This window comes from Curvibacter sp. GW821-FHT09D12, from assembly GCF_059416245.1.
The window spans coordinates 142,786-163,668 of the sequence record NZ_JBWKOU010000007.1 but is presented as its reverse complement, the minus strand read 5'-3'; the positions used below and the strand labels follow the sequence as shown (position 1 = coordinate 163,668).

At 67.6% G+C, this 20,883-nt stretch carries 16 protein-coding genes; 10 read left to right on the top strand and 6 right to left on the bottom strand.

Annotated elements, in window-relative coordinates; genetic code table 11:
- Window positions 1-20: 20 nt before the first annotated feature.
- Complete coding sequence (gene xdhB / locus AC07PT_RS13695) at window positions 21-2,348, bottom strand: xanthine dehydrogenase molybdopterin binding subunit (protein WP_492347854.1); 2,328 nt, start codon at window positions 2,346-2,348, stop codon at window positions 21-23.
- On the bottom strand, window positions 2,345-3,955 hold the full coding sequence (gene xdhA, locus AC07PT_RS13690; protein WP_494656964.1) for a xanthine dehydrogenase small subunit: 1,611 nt from the start codon (window positions 3,953-3,955) through the stop codon (window positions 2,345-2,347). Before xdhA ends, xdhB begins: the two co-directional genes overlap by 4 nt.
- Before the next feature lie 137 nt (window positions 3,956-4,092).
- On the opposite strand from xdhA, the gene AC07PT_RS13685 reads away from it, so the two are divergent.
- The 7 genes from AC07PT_RS13685 (at window position 4,093) to AC07PT_RS13655 (ending at window position 12,139) form a co-directional block, all read left to right on the top strand.
- Window positions 4,093-5,025, top strand: coding sequence for a LysR family transcriptional regulator (locus tag AC07PT_RS13685; RefSeq protein ID WP_492347856.1), 933 nt, complete (start codon window positions 4,093-4,095; stop codon window positions 5,023-5,025).
- 58 nt (window positions 5,026-5,083) lie between these two features.
- A complete protein-coding gene (locus AC07PT_RS13680; RefSeq protein WP_494656963.1) occupies window positions 5,084-6,676 on the top strand; it encodes an ABC transporter ATP-binding protein in 1,593 nt (530 codons plus the stop codon).
- Window positions 6,663-7,742, top strand: a complete 1,080-nt coding sequence (locus AC07PT_RS13675; protein WP_494656962.1) for an ABC transporter permease — start codon at window positions 6,663-6,665, stop codon at window positions 7,740-7,742. The genes AC07PT_RS13680 and AC07PT_RS13675 overlap by 14 nt, the downstream gene beginning before the upstream one ends.
- Window positions 7,742-8,662, top strand: a complete 921-nt coding sequence (locus AC07PT_RS13670; protein WP_494656961.1) for an ABC transporter permease — start codon at window positions 7,742-7,744, stop codon at window positions 8,660-8,662. The genes AC07PT_RS13675 and AC07PT_RS13670 overlap by 1 nt, the downstream gene beginning before the upstream one ends.
- 88 nt (window positions 8,663-8,750) lie before the next feature.
- On the top strand, window positions 8,751-9,908 hold the full coding sequence (locus AC07PT_RS13665) for a BMP family ABC transporter substrate-binding protein (RefSeq protein WP_494656960.1): 1,158 nt from the start codon (window positions 8,751-8,753) through the stop codon (window positions 9,906-9,908).
- 93 nt (window positions 9,909-10,001) lie between these two features.
- The gene (locus AC07PT_RS13660; protein ID WP_494656959.1) at window positions 10,002-10,982 is read left to right on the top strand and encodes an aromatic ring-hydroxylating dioxygenase subunit alpha; all 981 of its coding nucleotides are present in this window, start codon (window positions 10,002-10,004) and stop codon (window positions 10,980-10,982) included.
- A 104-nt stretch (window positions 10,983-11,086) separates the two neighbouring features.
- Window positions 11,087-12,139 (top strand): adenosine deaminase, encoded by a 1,053-nt coding sequence (locus AC07PT_RS13655; protein ID WP_494656958.1) that lies wholly within the window; start codon window positions 11,087-11,089, stop codon window positions 12,137-12,139.
- On the opposite strand, the gene AC07PT_RS13650 is transcribed toward AC07PT_RS13655, so the two are convergent.
- Window positions 12,099-13,421, bottom strand: coding sequence for an MFS transporter (locus AC07PT_RS13650; RefSeq protein WP_492347863.1), 1,323 nt, complete (start codon window positions 13,419-13,421; stop codon window positions 12,099-12,101). The two genes, AC07PT_RS13655 and AC07PT_RS13650, sit on opposite strands and share 41 nt — an antisense overlap.
- Window positions 13,422-13,501: 80 nt before the next feature.
- Here AC07PT_RS13650 and AC07PT_RS13645 point away from each other — a divergent pair, with 80 nt between their 5' ends.
- Window positions 13,502-14,416: a LysR substrate-binding domain-containing protein gene (locus tag AC07PT_RS13645; RefSeq protein ID WP_494656957.1), complete on the top strand. Its 915-nt coding sequence runs from the start codon at window positions 13,502-13,504 to the stop codon at window positions 14,414-14,416.
- On the opposite strand, the gene AC07PT_RS13640 is transcribed toward AC07PT_RS13645, so the two are convergent.
- Window positions 14,409-15,635 carry an MFS transporter gene (locus tag AC07PT_RS13640; RefSeq protein WP_492347865.1) on the bottom strand — a complete coding sequence of 409 codons (1,227 nt, stop codon included), beginning with the start codon at window positions 15,633-15,635 and terminating at the stop codon, window positions 14,409-14,411. The two genes, AC07PT_RS13645 and AC07PT_RS13640, sit on opposite strands and share 8 nt — an antisense overlap.
- Window positions 15,636-15,795: 160 nt before the next feature.
- On the opposite strand from AC07PT_RS13640, the gene AC07PT_RS13635 reads away from it, so the two are divergent.
- Window positions 15,796-16,905, top strand: a complete 1,110-nt coding sequence (locus AC07PT_RS13635) for a BMP family ABC transporter substrate-binding protein (protein ID WP_492347866.1) — start codon at window positions 15,796-15,798, stop codon at window positions 16,903-16,905.
- Between the two features lie 29 nt (window positions 16,906-16,934).
- On the opposite strand, the gene AC07PT_RS13630 is transcribed toward AC07PT_RS13635, so the two are convergent.
- Window positions 16,935-18,572 (bottom strand): phospholipase D family protein, encoded by a 1,638-nt coding sequence (locus tag AC07PT_RS13630; protein WP_494656956.1) that lies wholly within the window; start codon window positions 18,570-18,572, stop codon window positions 16,935-16,937.
- Between the two features lie 49 nt (window positions 18,573-18,621).
- Window positions 18,622-19,107 carry an Lrp/AsnC family transcriptional regulator gene (locus AC07PT_RS13625; protein WP_494656955.1) on the bottom strand — a complete coding sequence of 162 codons (486 nt, stop codon included), beginning with the start codon at window positions 19,105-19,107 and terminating at the stop codon, window positions 18,622-18,624.
- A gap of 113 nt (window positions 19,108-19,220) precedes the next feature.
- On the opposite strand from AC07PT_RS13625, the gene AC07PT_RS13620 reads away from it, so the two are divergent.
- A complete protein-coding gene (locus AC07PT_RS13620) occupies window positions 19,221-20,831 on the top strand; it encodes an aminotransferase class V-fold PLP-dependent enzyme (protein WP_494656954.1) in 1,611 nt (536 codons plus the stop codon).
- The last annotated feature ends 52 nt before the right edge of the window (window positions 20,832-20,883 follow it).

The window sequence follows — 20,883 nt, the reverse complement described above, 5'->3', positions numbered from 1 at the left end:
GTCGATCTCACCTGGCATTTTCAAGGCAGGTTCAGCGCCTGCAACACATGCTCTGCCGTGGCCGGGGCCTCCAGTTGCACCGGGCCCGGGCGCCCCGCCAGGCTGCGCGCCTGGGCCAGGGCGTCCTTCAGCGCCTCGAACACACTGACGGCCAGCATGAACGGGGGCTCGCCCACGGCCTTGCTGCCCAGCACGTTGTCTTCGCGGTTGGGTTCGGGCCACAGGTCCACCTTGAAGTGCGCCGGGATGTCGCCGGTGGCCGGGATCTTGTAGGTGCTGGGGGCGTGGGTGGCCAGGTGGCCCTTGTCGTTCCAGACCAGTTCCTCGGTGGTCAGCCAGCCCATGCCCTGCACAAAGCCGCCCTCGATCTGGCCGATGTCGATGGCCGGGTTGATGCTGTGGCCCACGTCGTGCAGGATGTCCACCTTCAGCACCCGGCTTTCGCCGGTCAGGGTGTCGATGGCCACCTCGGTGCAAGCCGCGCCATAGCTGAAGTAATAGAAGGGCCGCCCGGTGAGCGTGGTCTTGTCGTAGTGGATCTTGGGGGTGCGGTAGAAACCGTCGCTCCACAGCTGGATGCGGTTGGCATAGGCCATCTGCACCACATCCTCGAAACGCCGGGTGGCCACGGGCGAGATCACCTGCCCGTCGATGAAGCGGATGGCCCCGGCGCCACAGCCGTCCAGCCCGCAGACGAAGCTGGCCAGGTTGTCGCGCACGTGGCGGGCCGCGAACTGGGCCGCCCGACCATTCAGGTCAGTCCCGCTGCTGGCCGCGGTGGCGCTGGCGTTGGGCACCTTGGCGGTGTCGCTGGCGCTCACCCGCACCGTCTCGAAGCGCACCCCCAGTTCATCGGCCACGATCTGCGCCACTTTGGTGTGCAGTCCTTGCCCCATTTCGGTGCCGCCGTGGTTCACCAGCACGCTGCCGTCGGTGTACACGTGCACCAGGGCTCCGGCCTGGTTGAACAGGGTGGCGGTGAAGGAGATGCCGAACTTCACCGGCGTGATGGCCAGCCCACGCTTGAGCACCGGCTCGCGGGCGTTCCAGGCGGCGATCGCCTGGCGGCGCTCGCGGTACCGGGCGGTCTGTTCCAGGCGGCTCATCAGCGGGTCAAGGATGTTGTCCTCGACCGTCATCTGGTAGTGGGTGACGTTGCGTTCGTCGATGCCGTAAAGATTGGCGCGCCGCACATCGAGCGGGTCCAGCCCCAGGTGGCGCGCGATGTCGCCCAGGATGCTCTCGATCACGATCACGCCCTGCGGGCCGCCGAAGCCGCGGAACGCGGTGTGGCTTTGGGTGTTGGTCTTGCAACGGTACGAGACGATCTCGACGTCCTCGAGAAAGTAGGCGTTGTCGGCATGGAAGATGGCGCGGTCAGCCACCGGCCCGCTGAGGTCGGCGCTGAAGCCGCAGTTGGCCAGCATCTGCAGCTGGAGGCCGCACAGGCGGCCGCGCTCGTCAAAGCCCACCGTGTAGTCGTAGGCAAAGGGGTGGCGCTTGCCGGTGACCATGAAGTCGTCATCGCGGTCCAGGCGCAGCTTGACCGGGCGCTTGAGCTTGTTGGCGGCCACCGCGGCCCACACCGCCAGATGGCCGGCCTGGGTCTCTTTGCCGCCAAAGCCCCCGCCCATGCGCCGGCATTCGACCCGCACATCGTGGTTGGCCAGGCCCAGGGCGTGGGCCACCCAGTGTTGCACCTCGCCGGGGTGCTGGGTGCTGGAGTAGATCCACCACTGGTGCTGTTCCAGCGGCAGGGCGTAGGCGATCTGGCCTTCCAGGTAGAAGTGCTCTTGCCCGCCCACTTCGAGGCTGCCGCTCAGGGTGTGCAGGGCGCCTTGCAGGGCCGCCTCGGGCTCGCCGCGGCGCACCGTGACCGGGGGCAACACATAGCGCTTGGCCGCGTGCGCGGCGCGCGGCGTCAGCACTGCGGGCAGGGCCTCGATGTCGGCCTTCACCAGGCGGGCGGCGCGGCGGGCCGCCATCACGCTGTCGGCCACCACCAGACCGATCACCTGGCCCACGTGCTGCACGGTGTCGAAGGCGAACACCGGCTCGTCGTGGGCAAAGGCCGCCAGCAGCTTGTCGCCGGGCACATCGGCCGACACGATCACGTCGTGCACGCCGGGCACGGCCAGGGCGGCGCGGGTGTCCAGCCCGCGCAGGCGGCCATGGGCCACGGGCGACAGGATGGGCGCGGCGTGCAGGGTGCCGCGCACCTCGGGCAGGTCGTCGATGTAGGTGGCGGCACCGGCCACTTGGGCGGCAGCGCTTTCGTGTTGCTGGGATCGGCCGGCGGCCAGTGTCTGGGGCGCTGTGTGGGGGGGGACGTGGGGGCGGGCGTTCATGCGGCCTCCTTCGGGGTCACGGAATCAGGCAGGGGGGGCAGGGAGTCTAGGGCGGCCGGGTCCAGGCGCTGCAGCTCCACGGTCTGCAGGCCCTGGCTGTCCAGCCACAGGCGGCGCAGCAGGTTGCCCAGCACCTCGCGGCGGTAGGCACTGCTGGCGCGCATGTCGGAGATGGGCGAGAACTCGCCGCGCAGCACCTCGGTGGCCGCGGCCACGGTGGCTTCGGTCCAGGGCTGGCCGTTCAGCGCGGCCTCGGTGGCGCTTGCCCGCATCGGGGTGGCGGCCACGCCGCCCACGCCGACAGAGGCACTTTGCACCACGCTACCGGCCTCACCATGGGCCAGGTGCAGCCGCAGCACGAGGCAGACGGCCGAGATGTCATCGTCCTGCCGTTTGGAGATCTTGTAGGCGCGCAGCAACTCGCCGGGTCGGGGCCGGGGCACCTTGATCCAGGCCAGCAGTTCGTCGGGGCGCATCACGTTCTGGCGGTAGCCGGTGTAGAGCGATTCGAGCGGCATTTCGCGGTGCACGATGCGGCCCGGGCGCCTGCCCTGGGCCGGCTCCCAGCGCATCAGCACCACGTTGGCGCCCAGGGCGATCAGCAGCGGCATCGAGTCGCCGATGGGCGAGCCGTTGGCCACATTACCGCCCAGGGTGCCCGAGTTGCGCACCGGCAGGCCGGCGAAGCGGGCGGCAAAGCCATGCAGGCCGGGGCGGTCGGCCTCCAGCGCGGCAAAGGCATCGGCCAGCGGCACGGCCGCACCGATGGCGATGTGGTGTGGGTAGGGCTCGACGCGTCGCAGCTCGGCCGCGCGGGTCACGTCCAGCACCTGCTCGAACAGGCGGTGCTGTTTGGTCACCCACAGCCCCACATCGGTGCAGCCGGCCACCACCTGGGCCTGCGGGTGCGCCTGGCGCGCTTGCAACAAGGCCTGCAATGACGTGGGGGCCAGGTAGGTGGGGGCGTCGTCGCCGCGGGTCGGTTCTGCTTGCAGCGCGCGCAACTGGCGTGCCAGCGCCGCCTCATCCACGCGCCGGCGCGGCAGGTCGGCCATGCTCTCGGCGGCATCGAAGATCGGGCGGTAGCCGGTGCAGCGGCACAGATTGCCCGACAGCGCCTCCACGGCCTGGGCCCGGCTGACGGGCTGGCCCTGCTGGCAGACCTGGTTCTGGTACAGGCCGAACAGGCTCATCACGAAGCCTGGGGTGCAGAAGCCGCATTGCGAGCCGTGGCACTGCACCAGGGCCTGCTGCACCGGATGCAAGGCGTTGTCGGTGGGGGGCTCATCGCCGGCCGGGGCCTCGGGCTGGATCAGTGGGTCCTGTGCCAGGTCCTCGGCGGTCCAGAGCGCCATGCCGTCGATCGAGTGGGCCAGGCGGATGCAGCTGTTGATGGCACGGTATTTGATTGCATCAGGGCCTTGCGCTGGGTCCAGCTCGCCCAGCACCACGGTGCAGGCGCCGCAATCGCCTTCGCCGCAGCCTTCCTTGGTGCCCGTGCAGTGCAGGTCTTCCCTGAGCAGTTCCAGCAGGGTGTGAGTGGGTGTTACATTGCCCAGCGAGACAAGCTGGCCACGGCGCAGAAAGCGAATCGGTCTGTGTTGCATGGGTGGTGTGTGATCCCTGGAGTGGTGTTTGGCGGCCTGGGGAAATCCCCTGGGTGACTGCCGTCTGGTTCAGAGGGTAGGGCGAGCCACGGTCGCCAGCATAAGCGTTGACGTATGACAAGAATGCAGCCCCTGCTATGAGAGACCAAGCCCTTTTCGACAAGATAGACCTCCACTTGATAAGGGTCTTGCACACCGTGTTAACCGAACGCAGCGTTTCTCGCGCCGCCATCCGTCTGGGCATGCACCAGCCCGCCGTCTCGGCGGCGCTGAAGCGCCTGCGTGATCTGGCCGATGATCCGCTGCTGGTGCGCTCGGGTTCGGGCATGACACCCACCGACGCCGGCCTGCGCATGGTGGAGCCGGCTGCCAGCATCCTGCGGGCGGCCGAGGTGCTGTTCACCGATGTGCGTGGCTTTGACCCGCGCACGGCGAGCAACACCTTCCGGGTGGCCGCGAGCGATTACCTCGATCCGCTGTTCCTGCCTCAGTTGGTGTCGCAGATCAAGGTGCAGGCGCCGTTCTGCCAGATCGAGATCCATCCGCTGTCGGCCGATACCCACTACCACGCCCACCTGGCCCAGGGCCAGCTCGATGTGGTGATCGGCAACTGGCCCAAACCGCCCGACGACCTGCACATGGGCCGCCTGTTCGGCGACGAGGTGGTGTGCCTGGTGGCGGCCGAGCACCCGGCGGTGCGCCGGGGTTGGGACCAGGCGGCCTGGCTGGCCTCTGAACACATTGCCCCCACGCCCACCCACCCCGGTGCGCGGGGCGTGATCGACGATCACCTCGACACCCTGGGCATCCAGCGCCAGATCACGGCGCGCTGTGCGCATTTCAGCCTGATCCCGGCCATGGTGGCCTCGAGCCTGCTGGTGCTGACCACGGGCCGCCAATTCTGCGAGCGCTTTGTGGACCGCTACCCGCTGCGCATCCTGCCCTGCCCGGTGTCTTTTCCGCGGCTGATGTATTACCAGCTCTGGCACGAACGCACGCACACCTCGGTGGCGGCGGCCTGGCTGCGCGACCGGGTCAAGTCAGTGGCCGCCTCGCTTCGAAAAGAATAGCAACCCATCCCCCACAGGAGCCCCTTGTGACCCGCCAAACTTTGAGAAAATCCGCGGCATGAACACGCACGCTTCCCCCCCGCCCAGCGCCCGTCTGGTGCTGCAGGGCATCACCAAGCGCTACCCCTCGGTGGTGGCCAACAGCGGGGTCTCGTTGACCGTGCTGCCTGGCGAAACCCATGCCGTGCTGGGTGAGAACGGGGCCGGCAAGTCGACCCTGATGAAAATCATCTACGGCTCGGTCAAGCCCGATGAGGGCTCGGTGCTGTTCAATGGGCAGCCCGTGAACGTGCGCAACCCGCAGGAGGCTCGGGCCCTGGGCATCAGCATGGTGTTCCAGCATTTCAGCCTGTTCGACACCCTGACCGTGGCCGAAAACGTGTGGCTGGGCCTGGACAAGCACTTCAAGCTGGCTGAAGTGACGCGCCGCATCACCCAGAAGGCCTCTGAATACGGGCTGGACATCGACCCCAGCCGCCCGGTGCACACCCTGTCGGTGGGCGAGATGCAGCGGGTGGAGATCATCCGCGCCCTGCTGACCGACCCCAAACTGCTGATCCTGGACGAACCCACCTCGGTGCTGACCCCGCAAGCGGTCGAGAAGCTGTTTGTGGTGCTCAAGAAACTGGCGGCCGAAGGCTGCAGCATCCTCTACATCAGCCACAAGCTGCATGAGATCCGTGAACTCTGCACGGCCTGCACCGTGCTGCGTGGCGGCAAGGTGACCGGGGTTTGCAAGCCGGCGGAAGAGTCGAACGCCTCGCTGTCGCGCCTGATGATCGGGGCCGAGCCACCGGCCCTGGAGCACCGTCCCGCCAAGCTGGGGGCCACGGTGCTGGGGGTGTCGGGCCTGTCGCTGCCGCGCCAGGACCAGTTTGGGGTCGACCTGATCGACGTGAACCTCGACGTGCGTGCGGGTGAGGTGGTGGGCATTGCCGGCGTCTCGGGCAATGGCCAACAGGAGTTGCTGTACGCCCTTTCGGGCGAAGACACGCGCGCCGCGCCGGCCTCCATCACCGTCGCCGGCCAGGCGGCCGGCCAGTTGCCGCCCCAGCGCCGTCGCGCGCTGGGCCTGCATTTTGTGCCCGAGGAGCGCCTGGGCCGCGGGGCCGTGCCCACCATGGGCCTGGCGCACAACCTGCTGCTGACCCGCAACGATGCCGTGGGCCGTGGCGGCTGGCTGAAGCTGGGGGCGCTGGAGGCGCAGGCGGCCGACATCATCCGTCGCTTCAACGTCAAGGCCGGTGGGCCCCAGGCGGCGGCCAAGTCGCTGTCGGGCGGCAATCTGCAGAAGTTCATCGTGGGGCGCGAGATCGACGCCAAGCCCCGGCTGCTGATCGTCTCGCAACCCACCTGGGGGGTGGATGTGGGGGCTGCGGCCCAGATCCGTGGCGAGATCCTGGCCCTGCGCGATGCCGGCTGCGCGGTGCTGGTGGTGAGCGAAGAGCTGGACGAGTTGTTTGAGATCAGTGACCGCCTGCATGTGATCGCCAAGGGCCGTCTGTCGCCCTCGGTGGCGCGCACCCAGGCCACAGTGGAAAAGATAGGCGAATGGATGAGCGGACTCTGGAATGAAGACGTGCAGGCCCACCTGGCCGAACTGGACCAGGCCGACGGCGCCGCAGCGGAGGTGAGCCATGTTCAAGCTTGAACCCCGGCCGCAGGCCTCGCGCTGGTGGGGCCTGGGCTCGCCCTTGTTGGCCCTGGCCATCACCGTGCTGATCGGCGTGGCTTTGTTCATGCTGCTGGGCAAAGACCCGCTGCGTGGGCTGCAGGTGTTCTTCTGGGAGCCGCTGAAAAGCGCCTATGCCATCGGCGAGCTGATGGTCAAGGCCACGCCGCTGCTGCTGATCGCCCTGGGCCTGGCGGTGTGCTACCGCTCCAACGTCTGGAACATCGGGGCCGAGGGCCAGTTTGTGATCGGGGCCCTGGCCGCGGGCGGCGTCGCGCTGCTGGCCGACAAGGGCACGGGCAGCTGGATCATCGTCCCCATCCTGCTGGCCGGCGTGGTGGGCGGCATGGTGTGGGCCGGCATCACGGCCCTGCTGCGTGACCGCTTCAATGCCAGCGAGATCCTGGTCAGCCTGATGCTGGTGTACGTGGCGGTGCAACTGCTCAGTTACCTCGTGTTTGGCCCCTGGAAAGACCCGGCAGGCTACAACTTTCCGCAGACCCGCATGTTTGACGCGGCGACCCAGATCCCGCGCCTCATGAAAGGCTCACGCGTCAGCGTGGGGCTGCTGATCGCCTTGGCCGGCTCGGCGGCGCTGTGGGTGTTTCTGTTCCGCACCAAGGCGGGCTTTGCCCAGCAGGTGGGCGGCTTGGCCCCGGCCGCGGCGCGCTACGCGGGTTTTTCGTCCCGCAAGGCCCTGTGGCTGGCGTTGCTGGTGTCGGGTGGCGCGGCCGGCCTAGCCGGAGCCCTGGAAGTGGCGGGCCCGATCGGTCAGCTCACGCCCTATGTGCCGGCGGGCTACGGCTTTGCCGCCATCATCGTGGCCTATGTGGGGCGCCTGCACCCGGTGGGCATGGTGTTCTCGGCCATCTTGATGAGCATGTTCTACATCGGTGGCGAGCTGGCGCAGTCGCGCCTGGGCCTGCCCAAGTCGCTCACCGGCGTGTTCCAGGGTTTGCTGCTGTTCTCTTTGCTGGCTTGTGACACGCTGATTGCGTACCGGGTCCGTTTTGTCACCACGCGTTCCACAGGAGGGGCCCGCTGATGGAGTCCTATGCATTGCTTCTGGGGGCCACGCTGAATGCGGGCACCGTGCTGGCCATTGCGGCCCTGGGCCTGCTGATCAACGAAAAGGCCGGCATCGTCAACCTGGGCGCCGAGGGCCTGATGCTGTGCGCGGCCATCGCCGGTTTTGCCACCGTGTCGCACACCGGCAGCGACTGGCTGGGCTTTGCCGCCGGCATGGGCGCAGGGGCCTTGCTGGCGGCGCTGTTCGGTGTGCTGGTGATCTGGCTCAACACCAATCAATATGCCACCGGCCTGGCCCTGAGCCTGTTCGGCGTGGGCTTTTCGGCTTTTGCCGGCATCAACTACGTGCAGGCCAAGCTGCCCGAGCGGCCGCAGTTCTCGATTCCGCTGCTGGGTGACATCCCGCTGCTGGGCCAGGCCCTGTTCCGTCAGCACCCGCTGGTTTATGGGGCCATCGCAATGATGCTGGCCCTGAGCTGGTTCCTGTACCGCTCGCGCGCCGGCCTGGTGTTGCGCTCGGTGGGCGAGTCGCCCGAGTCAGCCCACGCGCTGGGTTACCCGGTGCGGCGCATCCGGCTGGGCGCGGTGGTGGTGGGCGGGGCGCTGTGCGGTCTGGCCGGCGCCTTCATCTCGATCTCCTACACCCCGCTGTGGGTGGAGGGCATGGTGGCCGGCCGCGGCTGGATCGCCCTGGCCCTGACCACCTTCGCCACCTGGCGCCCGGCACGGGTGTTGCTTGGGGCTTATCTGTTCGGTGGCGTCACCATGCTGCAGTTTCATCTGCAGGGGGTGGGGGTCAACGTGCCCAGCCAGATCCTGAGCATGCTGCCCTATCTCGCCACCGTGGTGGTGCTGGCCCTGATCTCGCGCAACCCGGTCTGGATCCGCGTGAACATGCCGGCATCGCTGGGCAAACCTTTTTATCCCGGTGCTTGAGGCCGGGACAAAGGTCTTGCTGTTTTGTTTTTCCTGACTGGATAATCAATTTTTCAACCCTCGTCACCGACCTCAACAAGGATTAGACATGACTGACCTGAACAAACGCTCCCTGCTCAAGGTAGCCGCCCTGTCTGCGGTTGCCGCAGCGGCCCTGGTGGGTTGCGGCAAGAAGGAAGAACCGGCACCGGCGCCCGCACCGGCTCCGGCCGCAGCACCGGCTCCCAAGCCCGAGCCGCTGAAGATCGCCTTCGCCTACGTCGGCCCGGTGGGTGACGGCGGCTGGTCCTTTGCCCATGACAACGGCCGCAAGGCGCTCGAAAAAGAATTCGGTGACAAGGTCCAGACCTCGTTCGTGGAAAGCGTGCCTGAATCGGCCGACGCCGAGCGCGTGTTGCGCGACATGGCCGGCCAGGGCAACAAGCTGATCTTCGGCACCACCTTTGGCTACATGGAAACCATGCTCAAGGTGGCCGCCGATACCCCGGACGTCAAGTTTGAACATGCCACCGGCTACAAGACCGCGCCCAACATGCGCACCTACGACAGCCGCACCTACGAAGGCGCCTACATGGCTGGCGTGATCGCCGGCGCCATGACCAAGACCAACACGCTGGGCGTGGTGGGCTCGGTGCCGATCCCTGAAGTGATCCGCAACATCAACAGCTTCACCCTGGGTGCCCAGAGCGTGAACCCGAAGATCAAGACCAAGGTGGTGTGGGTCAACGAGTGGTTCAGCCCGCCCAAGGAAACCGAAGCCGCCACCGCCCTGATCAACGGCGGCGCCGACATCCTGTTCCAGAACACCGACTCGCCGGCCGTGCTCAAGACCGCCGAAGAAAAAGGCAAGCGCGCCTTCGGCTGGGATTCCGACATGACCGCCTACGGCCCCAAGGCCCACCTGGCTTCGTCGATCATCAACTGGGGCCCGTACTACATCAAGGCCACCAAGGACGTGCTCGAAGGCAAGTGGGAAACCGGTCAGAGCTGGTGGGGTGTGAAGGAAGGCGCGATCGACCTGGTGTCGATTGCCGAAGACGTGCCCGCTGAAACCAAGGCCAAGATCGAAGAGATCAAGAAGGGCCTGACCGACGGCAGCTTCGCGATCTGGAAGGGCCCGATCAAGGACCAGGCCGGCAAGGAACTGCTGAAGAAGGACGAAGTGGCCGACGACAAGTTCCTCGGTGGCATCAACTTCTACGTCAAGGGCGTGGAAGGCAAGGTGCCCGGCGGCGACAAGAAGTAAGCCCAAGCCTCCCGGGGTGAGCGCCCCGGGGTCTCAAGAGCTGCCCCTGGGCAGCTCTTTTTGATTGGGGCGTTGAAAAGTTCTGGAGTTGCAATGGAAAAGACACTTTGGCACCCGGTGGCACTGACCAGCGTGGTGCAGGCCGGCCCGGTGGCGGTGACGCTGTTGGAGCAATCGCTGGTGTTGTGGCGGGCCGCTGATGGCACGCTGCAGGCCTGGACGGATCGCTGTCCGCATCGGGGGGCCCGCTTGTCGCTCGGGCAGGTGCGCGATGGTCGGCTGGAATGCCCCTACCACGGCTGGCAGTTCGAGTCAGGCGGGCGCTGTGTGCAAGTGCCGGCCCTGCCTGAGTTCACCCCGCCGGCCTCGCACTGCGCCACCATCCATGCCTGCCGCGAAGCCCATGGCCTGGTCTGGGTGCGGCTTGACAGCTCGGGAGACGACCCAGGCCTGCCCCCGTTCGAGGCCGAAGCCGATGCGGGCCTGCGCAAGATGAACTGCGGGCCCTACGACGTGGCGGCCAGCGCCCCACGCATCGTCGAGAACTTCCTGGACATGGCGCATTTCTCATTTGTGCACGAGGGCTGGCTGGGCCTGCGCGCACGGCCCGAGATCGATGCCTACGAGGTGCACGACACCGACCGCGGCCTGCGTGCCACGGGCTGCAAAGCCTGGCAGCCCCAGTCCAACCTGCATTCCACCGCGCCGGCTCAGGTGGAATACAGCTACGAGGTGACCGACCCCTATTGCGCGTTGCTGACCAAGGTGCCCGAGGCCGGGACCACGACAGTGGCCGGGTGGCGTGAGTCGATTGCGCTCTACATCTGCCCCGTCACGCCTGAGTCCAGCCGGGTCTGGTTCCGTCTGGCGGTGGCCGACTTCGATTCGCCCGATGAGAAGCTGGCGGCTTTTCAGCACACCATCTTCACCCAGGATCAGCCGGTGCTCGAATCGCAGACCCCCAAGCGGCTGCCGCTGGACCTGCAGGCTGAGCGCCATGCCGCCACTGACCGCGTGTCGGTGGCCTATCGCCGCATGCTGGCCCGCCGTGGGGTGCGCTTCGGCGTGATCTGACCCAGCGCAAAGCCAGCGCAGGTGCCTGGGTGGCAGGGCGGGAAAACGCTCTGTTGCCGCCTGGGCGCTGTGGTAAAAAACTTCAAACTTCCCGGAAGGCCCCCATGTTCAAGATTCCCCACATCGCGCCGGCTCGCTTACCCGAGCTGCTGCGTCGCATGCCCAAGGCCGAGCTGCACATCCACATCGAGGGCTCGCTCGAGCCTGAGCTGATCTTCGCCCTGGCCCAGCGCAATGGCGTGAGCCTGCCCTATGCCGATGTCGAAAGCCTGCGCCGGGCTTATGCCTTCACCAACCTGCAGAGCTTTCTCGACATCTACTACGCTGGCGCCAGCGTGCTGCTGCAAGAGCAGGATTTCTACGACATGGCCTGGGCTTACCTGCAACGGGCCGCCGCCGACCACGTCGTGCATGCCGAGCTGTTCTTTGACCCGCAGACCCACACGGCCCGCGGCGTGCCCATGGCCACCGTGATCGGCGGTCTGCACCGGGCCTGCGCCGATGCGGCCAGCCAGCTGGGGGTGGATGCCTCGCTGATTCTGTGCTTTCTGCGCCACCTCAGCGAGGACGACGCCCTGGCCACGCTGGAGCAGGCCTTGCCCTGGCGCGACCGTTTCATCGGCGTGGGCCTCGATTCGAGCGAGCTTGGGCACCCGCCCGAAAAGTTTGCCCGCGTGTTTGCGCGCTGCCGCGAACTGGGCCTGCGCCTGGTCGCCCATGCCGGCGAGGAAGGCCCGCCGGCCTACATCTGGAGCGCCCTCGATGTGCTCAAGGTCGAACGCATCGACCATGGTGTACAGGCCTTGCAAGACCCGGCCCTGATGCAGCGCCTGGCCCAGGACCGGATCCCGCTGACCGTGTGCCCCTTCTCCAACGTCAAGCTGTGCGTGTTCCCGGACCTGGCCAGTTCCAACCTGCGCCAACTGCTCGATGCGGGTCTGGTGGCCACCGTCAATTCGGACGACCCGGCCTACTTTGGCGGTTACCTGAACGACAACTTCGTGCAGACCTTCGCCGCCACCGGGCTGGACGCCCACCATGCCTACACGCTGGCACGCAACAGTTTCGAGGCCAGCTTTGTCACCGAAGCCCAGCGCCATGCCTGGGAGCATCAGCTCAAGGACGTGTTTCTGAGCTTCTCGGAAAACGATTACTGAACCTCGCCCCGGGCCGCAACAGCAAGGGGCCGGCCAAGGCCGCGCAGATGCTGGCGGCCAGCCACACTGCAGGCCAGCCCTGCCACTGCAGCAGGCCCGGCAGCACGCTGGGCGTGACAAAGCACACGACAAACACCCAGGTGTTGGCCAGGCCGAGTGCCGTGCCCGACTGGCGGGCCCCGGCCAGGGTGGCCAGTTCGGCATAGGCCACCCCGTGCCAGGCCGACACCACCAGGCCGGCCAACACCAGCCAGGCGGCCAGCAGCGGTTGAAGCGCCAGGGCCGGCAGCCCCCAGCCGGCGCCCGGCGAGGCCGGTTGCAGCGCACTCAGCAGCGCCAGACCCAGGAACACCGCGATCACCGCGCCGACGCAGGCACGCAGGTAGGCCGGGCGGTTGCCCTGTCGATCGGTCCAGCGGCCGCTCCACACCCGCAAGCCCATGGCGCCCACCTGCACCAGGGCCATGGCCCCGGTGCAGGCCGGCAGGCTGAGGCCGCCAAAGTCGTGCAGGAAGACGGTACCGAAAGAGATCACGGCAAACTGCGGTGCGCACAGCAGGCCGATGCCCGTGGCCAGGCGCCACACCCGGTGGTCGTGCAGGGCGCCCGGGGGCGCTGTACAGGGGGTTGCGCCGGCGCTGGCAGGGGCTGGCGCGGAGCCGGCCGACCCAGGGGCGGGCTCGTGCACCCAGGCCGCACACAACAGGGCCGCGGCGCCACACAGGCCGGCCAGCACCCCGAACAGGCAGGCAAATCCGCCATGCCAGGCCAGCCAGGGCAGCAGCAAGGCCCCCACGCCGCCGCCCAGGGGCACAGCGGTCTGGCGGAGGCTCATGGCCAGGCCACGCTCGGTGGCCGGAAACCAGCCCATCACGGCCCGGCCGCTGGCGCCGTTGACGCTGCCCCCCAGCAAACCCACGACCAGCAGACCGCCACCCAGCCCCCATAAAGGGGCACCCGGTGTGGCCCAGCCGGCCAAAGCGAGCAAGGCCAACGCCGTGCTGCCCAGGCCTGCCAGCAGCACCGGGCGGTCGCCCAGCCGGTCGGTCAGCAGGCCCCAGGGCAGTTCGCTGAGCGCAATGCCCAGGCCCATCAAGCCCAGCATCAGCCCCAGCAAGGCGTTGTCGAGCTGGTAGGCCTGGCGCAGCAGCACGGCGGTCATGGGCAAGCCGCTGAAGGCCACTGAAAAGGCCGCATTGGCCGCCACCCCGGCGGCAAGCACCTTCCATCGGTGTTTTGGCGGGCGGTGGGCTTGTTGGGGCAGGGGAAGGAGGTAGGACATGGCCGGCAGTGTGGGCTGGCACAATGATTTTGAAAATCAGAAAATTCAGGATCAATTGTTTTGAAAAATGGGACGATCAAATGCCTCAAGCCTTGTTTGACCTGGACGTGCTGCGCACCTTCGTGACGGGCGTGCGCCTGGGCAGCTATGCCAAGGCCGCCGACCGCCTGGGCCGCTCGACGTCGGCGGTGAGTGCGCAACTCAAGAAGCTGGAGTCGCAGGCCGAGGCCGTGCTGTTTCGCAAGGCCGGTCGCGGCCTGGCCCTGACGGAGGCGGGCGAGACCTTGCTGGCCTATGCACAGCGCCTGATCGACCTGAACGACGAAGCTGGCGCAGCCTTGCGGGGCTTGAACCTGCAGGGCCAGGTGCGTCTGGGCCTGCAGGAGGAGTTTGGTGAGGTGCTGCTGCCCCAGGTGCTGGGGCGCTTTGCGCGGGCGCACCCACAGGTGCGCATCGAGGCCAGCATGATGCGTTGCGCTGGCTTGCGCGAGCGGCTGAGCCAGGGCCTGCTGGACCTGGCCCTGGTCTGGGAGACCGGGGATCAGCCCTGGTTGCCAGGGGCCGAGCGCTGGCTGGAGACGCCGCTGCTCTGGATTGGCCCGGTCGATGCCCATGGGGCCGAGCGCCCCGCCTGGTGGGGCGCCGATGCGGCTGGCTGGGGCAGTGATGAGCCCTTGCCCCTGGTGCTGCTGGACGAACCCTGCCCGGTGCGGCGCATGGCCATGGCGGCCCTGGATGCCCAAGGCACGGCCTGGCGTCATGCCTTTACCAGCGCCAGCCTGTCGGCCCTGTGGGCGGCCAGTTCGGCGGGGCTCGGGTTGACGGTGCGCACAGCCCTGGGTTGCCCGCCCGGTGTGCAAAGACTGGACGCAGCGGCTTGCGGCCTGCCCGCCTTGCCCCACATCAGCCTGGTGCTTTACCGGGGTGAGGCCCCGGTTTCGCCGGTGGTGGAGCAACTGGCGCGCTTGCTGCGCGAGGCCCTGCCGATCACTTGACGGGTGGGCGGACCTGGCCTTGGGTGCGCCAGTTCCACACCGCCCCCCATGCCAACAGCACGCTGGTGCCCAGGAACACCCAGCGCATGCCCAGGTGGCCGCCGATCAAGCCGCCCAACATGGGGCCGGTGACCTGTCCCGTGTACTGGGCCGAGGTGGAGTAACCCAGCATCTGGCCGGCCGTGCCTTCGGGCACGTTGTGCCGGATCACCGCGGCGATGCAGGGCAGCAGGCCGCCCAGTGACAGGCCCATGAGAAAGCGCAGCCCCACCAGTTGCCACGTGGCCGTGACGAAGGCCTGGGGCAGCAGCAGCAGGGCCGCCACCACCAGGCAGGCGATGACCACATTCCAGTGGCCCACCCGGTCGGCCAGGCGCCCCAGGTGCGAGGCGGACAGGATGCTGCCCAGGGCGGCGGCTGACATCACCAGGCCCGCGTGCAGGGTGACTTGGGCCGGGTCGGGCACCAGGGTGGCCACGTAGACGGTGATGATGGGCTCGATCGACATGTTGGCCAGCATCAGCAGCATGCCGGTGAACAGCATGGCCAGCAGCGGGCGCCGATCCGGAATGGCCTGCCAGCGGCTGGGGGCGCCGGCGGCGGGCCGAGCCGCTGGGCGCACGTCTTCGCGGATCAGGGTGCAGGTGGCGATGAAGGCCACGAAGATCACGGCCCCGGCGGCAAAGAAGGTCCAGCGGATGCCGATCCACTGGGGCAGCACGCCGCCCACCAGCGGGCCGACCAGGCTGCCTGCCATCACGGCCGATGACAGCGTGCCCAGGGCCCAGCCCGACTGGGCCTTGGGGGTCTGGGTGGCCACCATGACGGTCGAACCCGAGGCGTAGCCGCCCAGAAAGCCGGCCAGCAGGCGCAGCAGCACCAGTTGCCAGACGTTGCTGGCCAGCCCGATCAGGGCCATGGCCACGGCCATGCCCAGGCTGGCGCGGATCAGCATCAGTTTGCGGCCGTAGCGGTCGGCCAGCCGGCCCCAAAGCGGCGCCACCAGGGCGGCCGATAGAAACGAGGCCGCATAGGCCGCCCCCGACCACTGCACGATGGCGGCCGGGTCATGCACGCCCAGTTGCTCCACATACAGGGGCAGAAAGGGCAGCAGCAAGGTCATGGCCACGATGGTGGTGAAAGAGCCGAACATGCAGACCCAGAGGTTGCGTTTCCAGTGGGCTGAACCGGCCTGGGCCGATGGGGGTGGTGTGTTCATGCGGGCATTGTTCATGGCGGCGGCCCCCTTGTCTCTTGCCGCTTTGCGGGCTCAGCCATCGTGATCAGGGCGGACTTCCGGCGGGCCTTAGAATCACAGCCCCCAGCGGGTGTCCCGGCAGCTGGGGCTTTTGCATTCCGGGGCCATGTCGAGGAACACCATGTACAAAAACCTCGCCGCCAGGGGGCGCAGTGCGCTCCTGGCCGCCTGTTTTTCCATTCCCTTTGTCGTTCACCCGGCTGCTCAGGTGGCCCCCGCAGCGCCCCCTGTCAAGGCCGCCTTCGTCTATGTGACCCCCATCACCGAGGCCGGCTGGGTGCGCCAGCACGAGCAGGGGCGCCTGGCGGTTGAGGCCGCCCTGGGCGATCGTGTGAAGACCACTTTTGTGCAGGATGTGCCCGAGGGTGCGGATGCCGAGCGCGTGATCCGCGATCTGGCCCAGCAGGGAAACCAGATCATCTTCACGCCCAGCTTCGGCTACATGGAGCCCACGCTCAAGGTGGCTGCCGAGTTTCCACAGGTGAAGTTCGAATCCATCACGGGCTACAAGACGGCGGCCAATGTGGCGGTAGCCAATGCCCGCTACTACGAGGGCCGCTACCTGGCCGGCATCGCGGCCGGCCGCATGAGCAAGAGCCATGTGGCGGGCTATGTGGCGGGTTTCCCCATCCCCGAGGTCTTGCAGGGGCTGAACGCGTTCACGCTGGGCATGCGCTCGGTCGATCCGCAGGCCCGTGTCAAGGTGGTCTGGCTCAACGCCTGGTTCGACCCGCCGCGCGAGCGCGATGCGGCCATGACCTTGATGAACCAGGGCGCCGATGTGCTGGCTTTCCACACCGGCTCGACCGCGGTGATGGCGGCGGCTCAGGAGCGCGGCAAGCTGGCGGTGGCCTACCACTCGGACATGCGCAAGGTGGCGCCGCAGGCGCAGATCCTTGCCGTGACCCACGAATGGGGGGCTTACTACACCGCCCGGGTGAAGGCGGTGGCCGATGGCCGCTGGAAGCCCGCGGCCCTGTGGGGCGGGGTGCGCGAAGGCATGATCCGGGTCGGCGACTTTGGGCCCCAGGTGCCCGTGGCGGTGCAAAACGAGGTGCTGGCGCGCCAGAAGGACATGGCGGCTGGCCGGCTGCAGCCCTTCAAGGCCGGTGCCCAGCCGGTGCGCGACAACCAGGGGCACACCGTGATCGAGCCCGGCCAGGCCTTGAGCGATGAACAGATCCTGAATCTGAACTGGCTGGTCGAGGGCGTGCAGGGCAGCCTGCGCTGAGGATCAAGCGGGGGGTATCCACCCGACCTTCAGAGTTCGCCCAGGGGCACCAGCGGCCCGAGCAGCCAGAGCTTGAAGCGCAGCCAGGGGCTGGTTTCGGGCTCTTCGGAGTGCACCGTCTCCTGGCCCTCGCCATTGCGTTCGATCCATTCGATGCTTTGTCCATCGGCCGCCAGACGCAGCTGGTAGACGCTGGCGAGGTCGCTCATGGCCTCCAACTGGGCGGCCATCTCGGGGCTGTCGATGATCAGGCCCAGTTCGGTGTTCAGGCGCACCGAGCGCGGATCCAGGTTCATCGAGCCGAGGAACACCTGGCGGTGGTCGAGGATGGCGCTCTTCATGTGCAGGGCGCTCAGGCTCTTGCCGATCACGCCCAGGCGCCGGCGCTTGGCGCTCAGGCTGGGGCTGATCTCGAAGATCTCGACGCCCATCTTGAGCAAGGCCTGGCGCTGGCGCGAGTAGCCCACATGCACCCAGGGCTCGTCGGTGGCCGCCAGCGCGTTGGTCACCAGTTGCAGTCGCACCCCCTGCTGGCGTGCGTGGGCCAGGGATTGCAGGGCCGTGTCGTCGGGCACGAAGTAGGGCGAGGTCATCCTGAGCAACTGGCGGCTGGTGGTGAACCACTGGTAAGTGCCCTCGAACACCGTGCCGGTGATGGAGTGCTCGTGCTCGTTCACGCCGTCGGTCTTGCTCAGCGGGTCGACCAGCACCCGTGCCTGGGCCTGGAGCAGGGGCCCTAGCCGGCCGTCGGCCAGCTCGTAGGGCAGGTTGAGCATGTGGACCAGGGCCGGTGGCAGGTGGTCAAAAGGCAGGTCCAGGCCCGAGCCCTCGACCTGACCGTTGTCCGGCACCCGTCCCGTATCGGTGGGCGGGTGGGTCTTGGCGGTCAGGCGTTCGAATTGGGCACGGCGTTGCTCAGGGCTCAGTGGGCTGAAGGCGATCTGGTCCACGGGGTAGACGTGCTCGCTGTTCCAGTACAGGTCAAAGGCGCGCGAGAGTTCGCGCACCGCCGGGCCCGCCACAAAGGTGTCCATGTCGATGAAGTTGCTGCCCTCGGCATTGACCATGTACTCGTCGGCGATGTTGCGCCCGCCCGCCACCGCCGCCACGTTGTCGGCCACGAACAGCTTGTTGTGCATGCGCCGGTCCACGCGACCGATGTCCAGCCCCGAACTGATGAAGCGCGTCAGCAGGTGGCCGCGCCCGCTGGGGAAGGGGTTGAACAGCCTCAGCTCCACGTTGGGGTGGGCCGCCAGGCCCAGCAGCAACTCGTCGGAACCTGCCGTGTGCAGGTCGTCCACCAGCACGCGCACGCGCACCCCGCGTGCGGCTGCGTCGCGCAGGGCGCGCATCAGGGTGCGGCCCGTGTGGTCGGATTGCAGCAGGTAATACTGAACATCCAGGCTGCGCGTGGCCAGCCGGCACAGGGCCAGCCGGGTGGCGAAGGAGTTGGGCCCGTAGGGCTGAAGCAGGAAGCCAGAACGTCCGTCATCGGGCAACTGCGCCTGGGTGATGCGGGCCAGCGGTGTGTCCTCGAACCCCTTGATGGCGTGGGTGGGTGGGGCTGGCGGCGGCTTGGGCAGGCTGGAGCAGGCGGACAACGCCGCCAGCACCAGCACAGGGCTCAGGATGCGCAGCAGCCAAAGGGTCAAAGGTCGGGTCGGCATGAAGAATGTTCTTGTTGAGCGTGGACTTTGCAGCAAGGAGGGCGCGCCATCAAGCACTGTCCTGGCGACCCGGCAGGGCCAGCGGCAAGGCGGTACTGCTTTTGATCTGCTCCATCGAAAACGCCGAGGAAACCCCGCTGAGCTCACCCACCCGGATCAGCTTCTTGTAGAAGGCGTCGTAGCCCTCGATGCTGGTGGTCACCACCTTCAGCAGGTAGTCGACGTCGCCACTCATGCGGTGGAACTCCTGCACCTCAGGCAGGGCGGTGATGGCGGCGGCAAACTGCGCCAGCCAGCGTTCATCGTGCCGGGCAATGCGCAGGCTGACGAAGACCGTGATCGGCAGGCCCACCTTTTTGCGGTTGACGATGGCCACGCGGCGCTCCAGGTAGCCCTCGTCCTCCAGCCGCTTGACCCGCTTCCAGCACGGCGTGGAGGACAGGCCCACCTGCTCTCCGAGTTGGGCGATGGACAGGCTGCCGTCGTGTTGCAAGGCGTCCAGCAGTTGAAGGTCGATGCGGTTCAGTGGGTTCATCTTGTTTTTTGGTTTGAAATTAGGAAAATTTTCTATCAAAACCCAATTCTTGGGGGATTTTTGGAATGTTTTTCAAAGAGCGAATCTCTAGACTTTCAGCCTTCAGTCACCTCTTGCAACCCCGCTCCCGCCCCATGAATCTGGACCTGCCCGCCGAGCTCTACCTTGATTTCAACGCCACCAGCGCCGTGCTGCCCGAGGCCGCCGCTGCCGCCCAGGCCACCATGCTGAGCGCCTACGGAAACCCCAGCAGCACCCATGCCCTGGGCTTGAGGGCGCAGACCCTGCTCAGCCAGGCCCGGCAACGGGCGCGCGAGGTGTTGGGAGCGACTACAGGGCACTTGCTGTTCACCAGCGGCGCCACTGAAGGCATCCAGACCGCGGTGCTGTCGGCCCTGTGCGGCCTGCGTGACCGACTTCGCCAGGGCCTGCCGGCGGGTCGGGTGCTGTTGTATGGCGCCACCGAGCACAAGGCCGTGCCCGAGGCCCTGGCGCATTGGAACCAGGTGCTGGGTCTGGGTTTTGAAGTGTGCGCCTTGCCCGTGGATGCGCGTGGGCGGCACGATCTGGCGGCCTTGCGTGTCGCCTTGCCCCAGGTGGGGCTGCTGTGCACCATGGCGGCCAACAACGAGACCGGCGTAGTGAGTGACCTGGCCGGCATCGAGGCGGTATTGGAGGAGGCCGGCAGCCCTGCGCTGTGGCTGGTCGATGGGGTGCAGGCGCTGGGCAAGCTGCAGCTGAACCTGGCCGCCAGCCGCATCGACTACGCCCCGTTTTCTGGCCACAAATTGCATGCGCCCAAGGGGGTGGGCCTGCTGTACGTGCGTGAGGGCAGCCCTTTCACCCCCCTGATCGCCGGGGGTGGCCAGGAGGGCGGCGCCCGGTCGGGTACCGAGAACATGCCCGGCATCGCCGCCCTGGGGGTTGTGCTGGCGGCCTTGCAGCGGGGGAACACCTTTTGCCCGCCCGCGCGCTTGAAGGCCTACCGTGAACGCGTGTGGCAGGCCCTGCAGGCGGCATTCCCGGGCGTGGTCCTGAATGCCGCCCTAGAAGACAGCCTGCCCACCACGCTCAATTTCTCCTGGCCCGGTGTGCCGGCACAGCGCTTGATGAGTGCCCTGGAAGCCGCGGGCCTGATGGTGAGTGCCGGCAGCGCCTGCTCGGCGGCCCAGGCCAAGCCCAGTGCCGTGCTGGCGGCCATGGGCTGGCCGGCATCGCGTAGCACGGCGTCGGTGCGCCTGTCGCTGGGGCTGTTGGTGGACGAGGTCTTTGTGAATCAGGTTTGTGAGCGCCTGCTCGCCTGCGGCGCCGCTCTGCAAGGGGCAGGGCTGCCAGACGACGATCAGACTGCACCTGCTCCTGCAGGTCTTGCCGAGGCCTTGTGCGTGGCACCTGAAGCCCTGGCGGATTGGCTGGCCCGCCATCCACAAGCCCGCCTGGTGGATGTGCGCGACCCCCACGAGCACCAGGCCAGCGGCCTGACCCGCATGGCCGGCCGGCCAGTGCAGTCGGTGCCCTTGAGTCAACTGGCACAGGTGCTGCCGGGGTGGCTGGAGGCGTCGCCGCCGCTGTTGTTTCTGTGCCGCAGCGGGGCTCGCAGTCAGCGGGCCGCCGCACAAGCATTGGCCTGTGGCCATGTCGAGGTCGGCCAACTGGCGGGTGGCCTGGTTGCCCTGGCGGGCCTGGCGCAACAGCGTTCTGCGGGCATGCCGCTGTCGCGATAGCGGTTATGGCGCCTGCCATATGGGCGCCCCGGGGCCTGCGGGTATGCTGCGG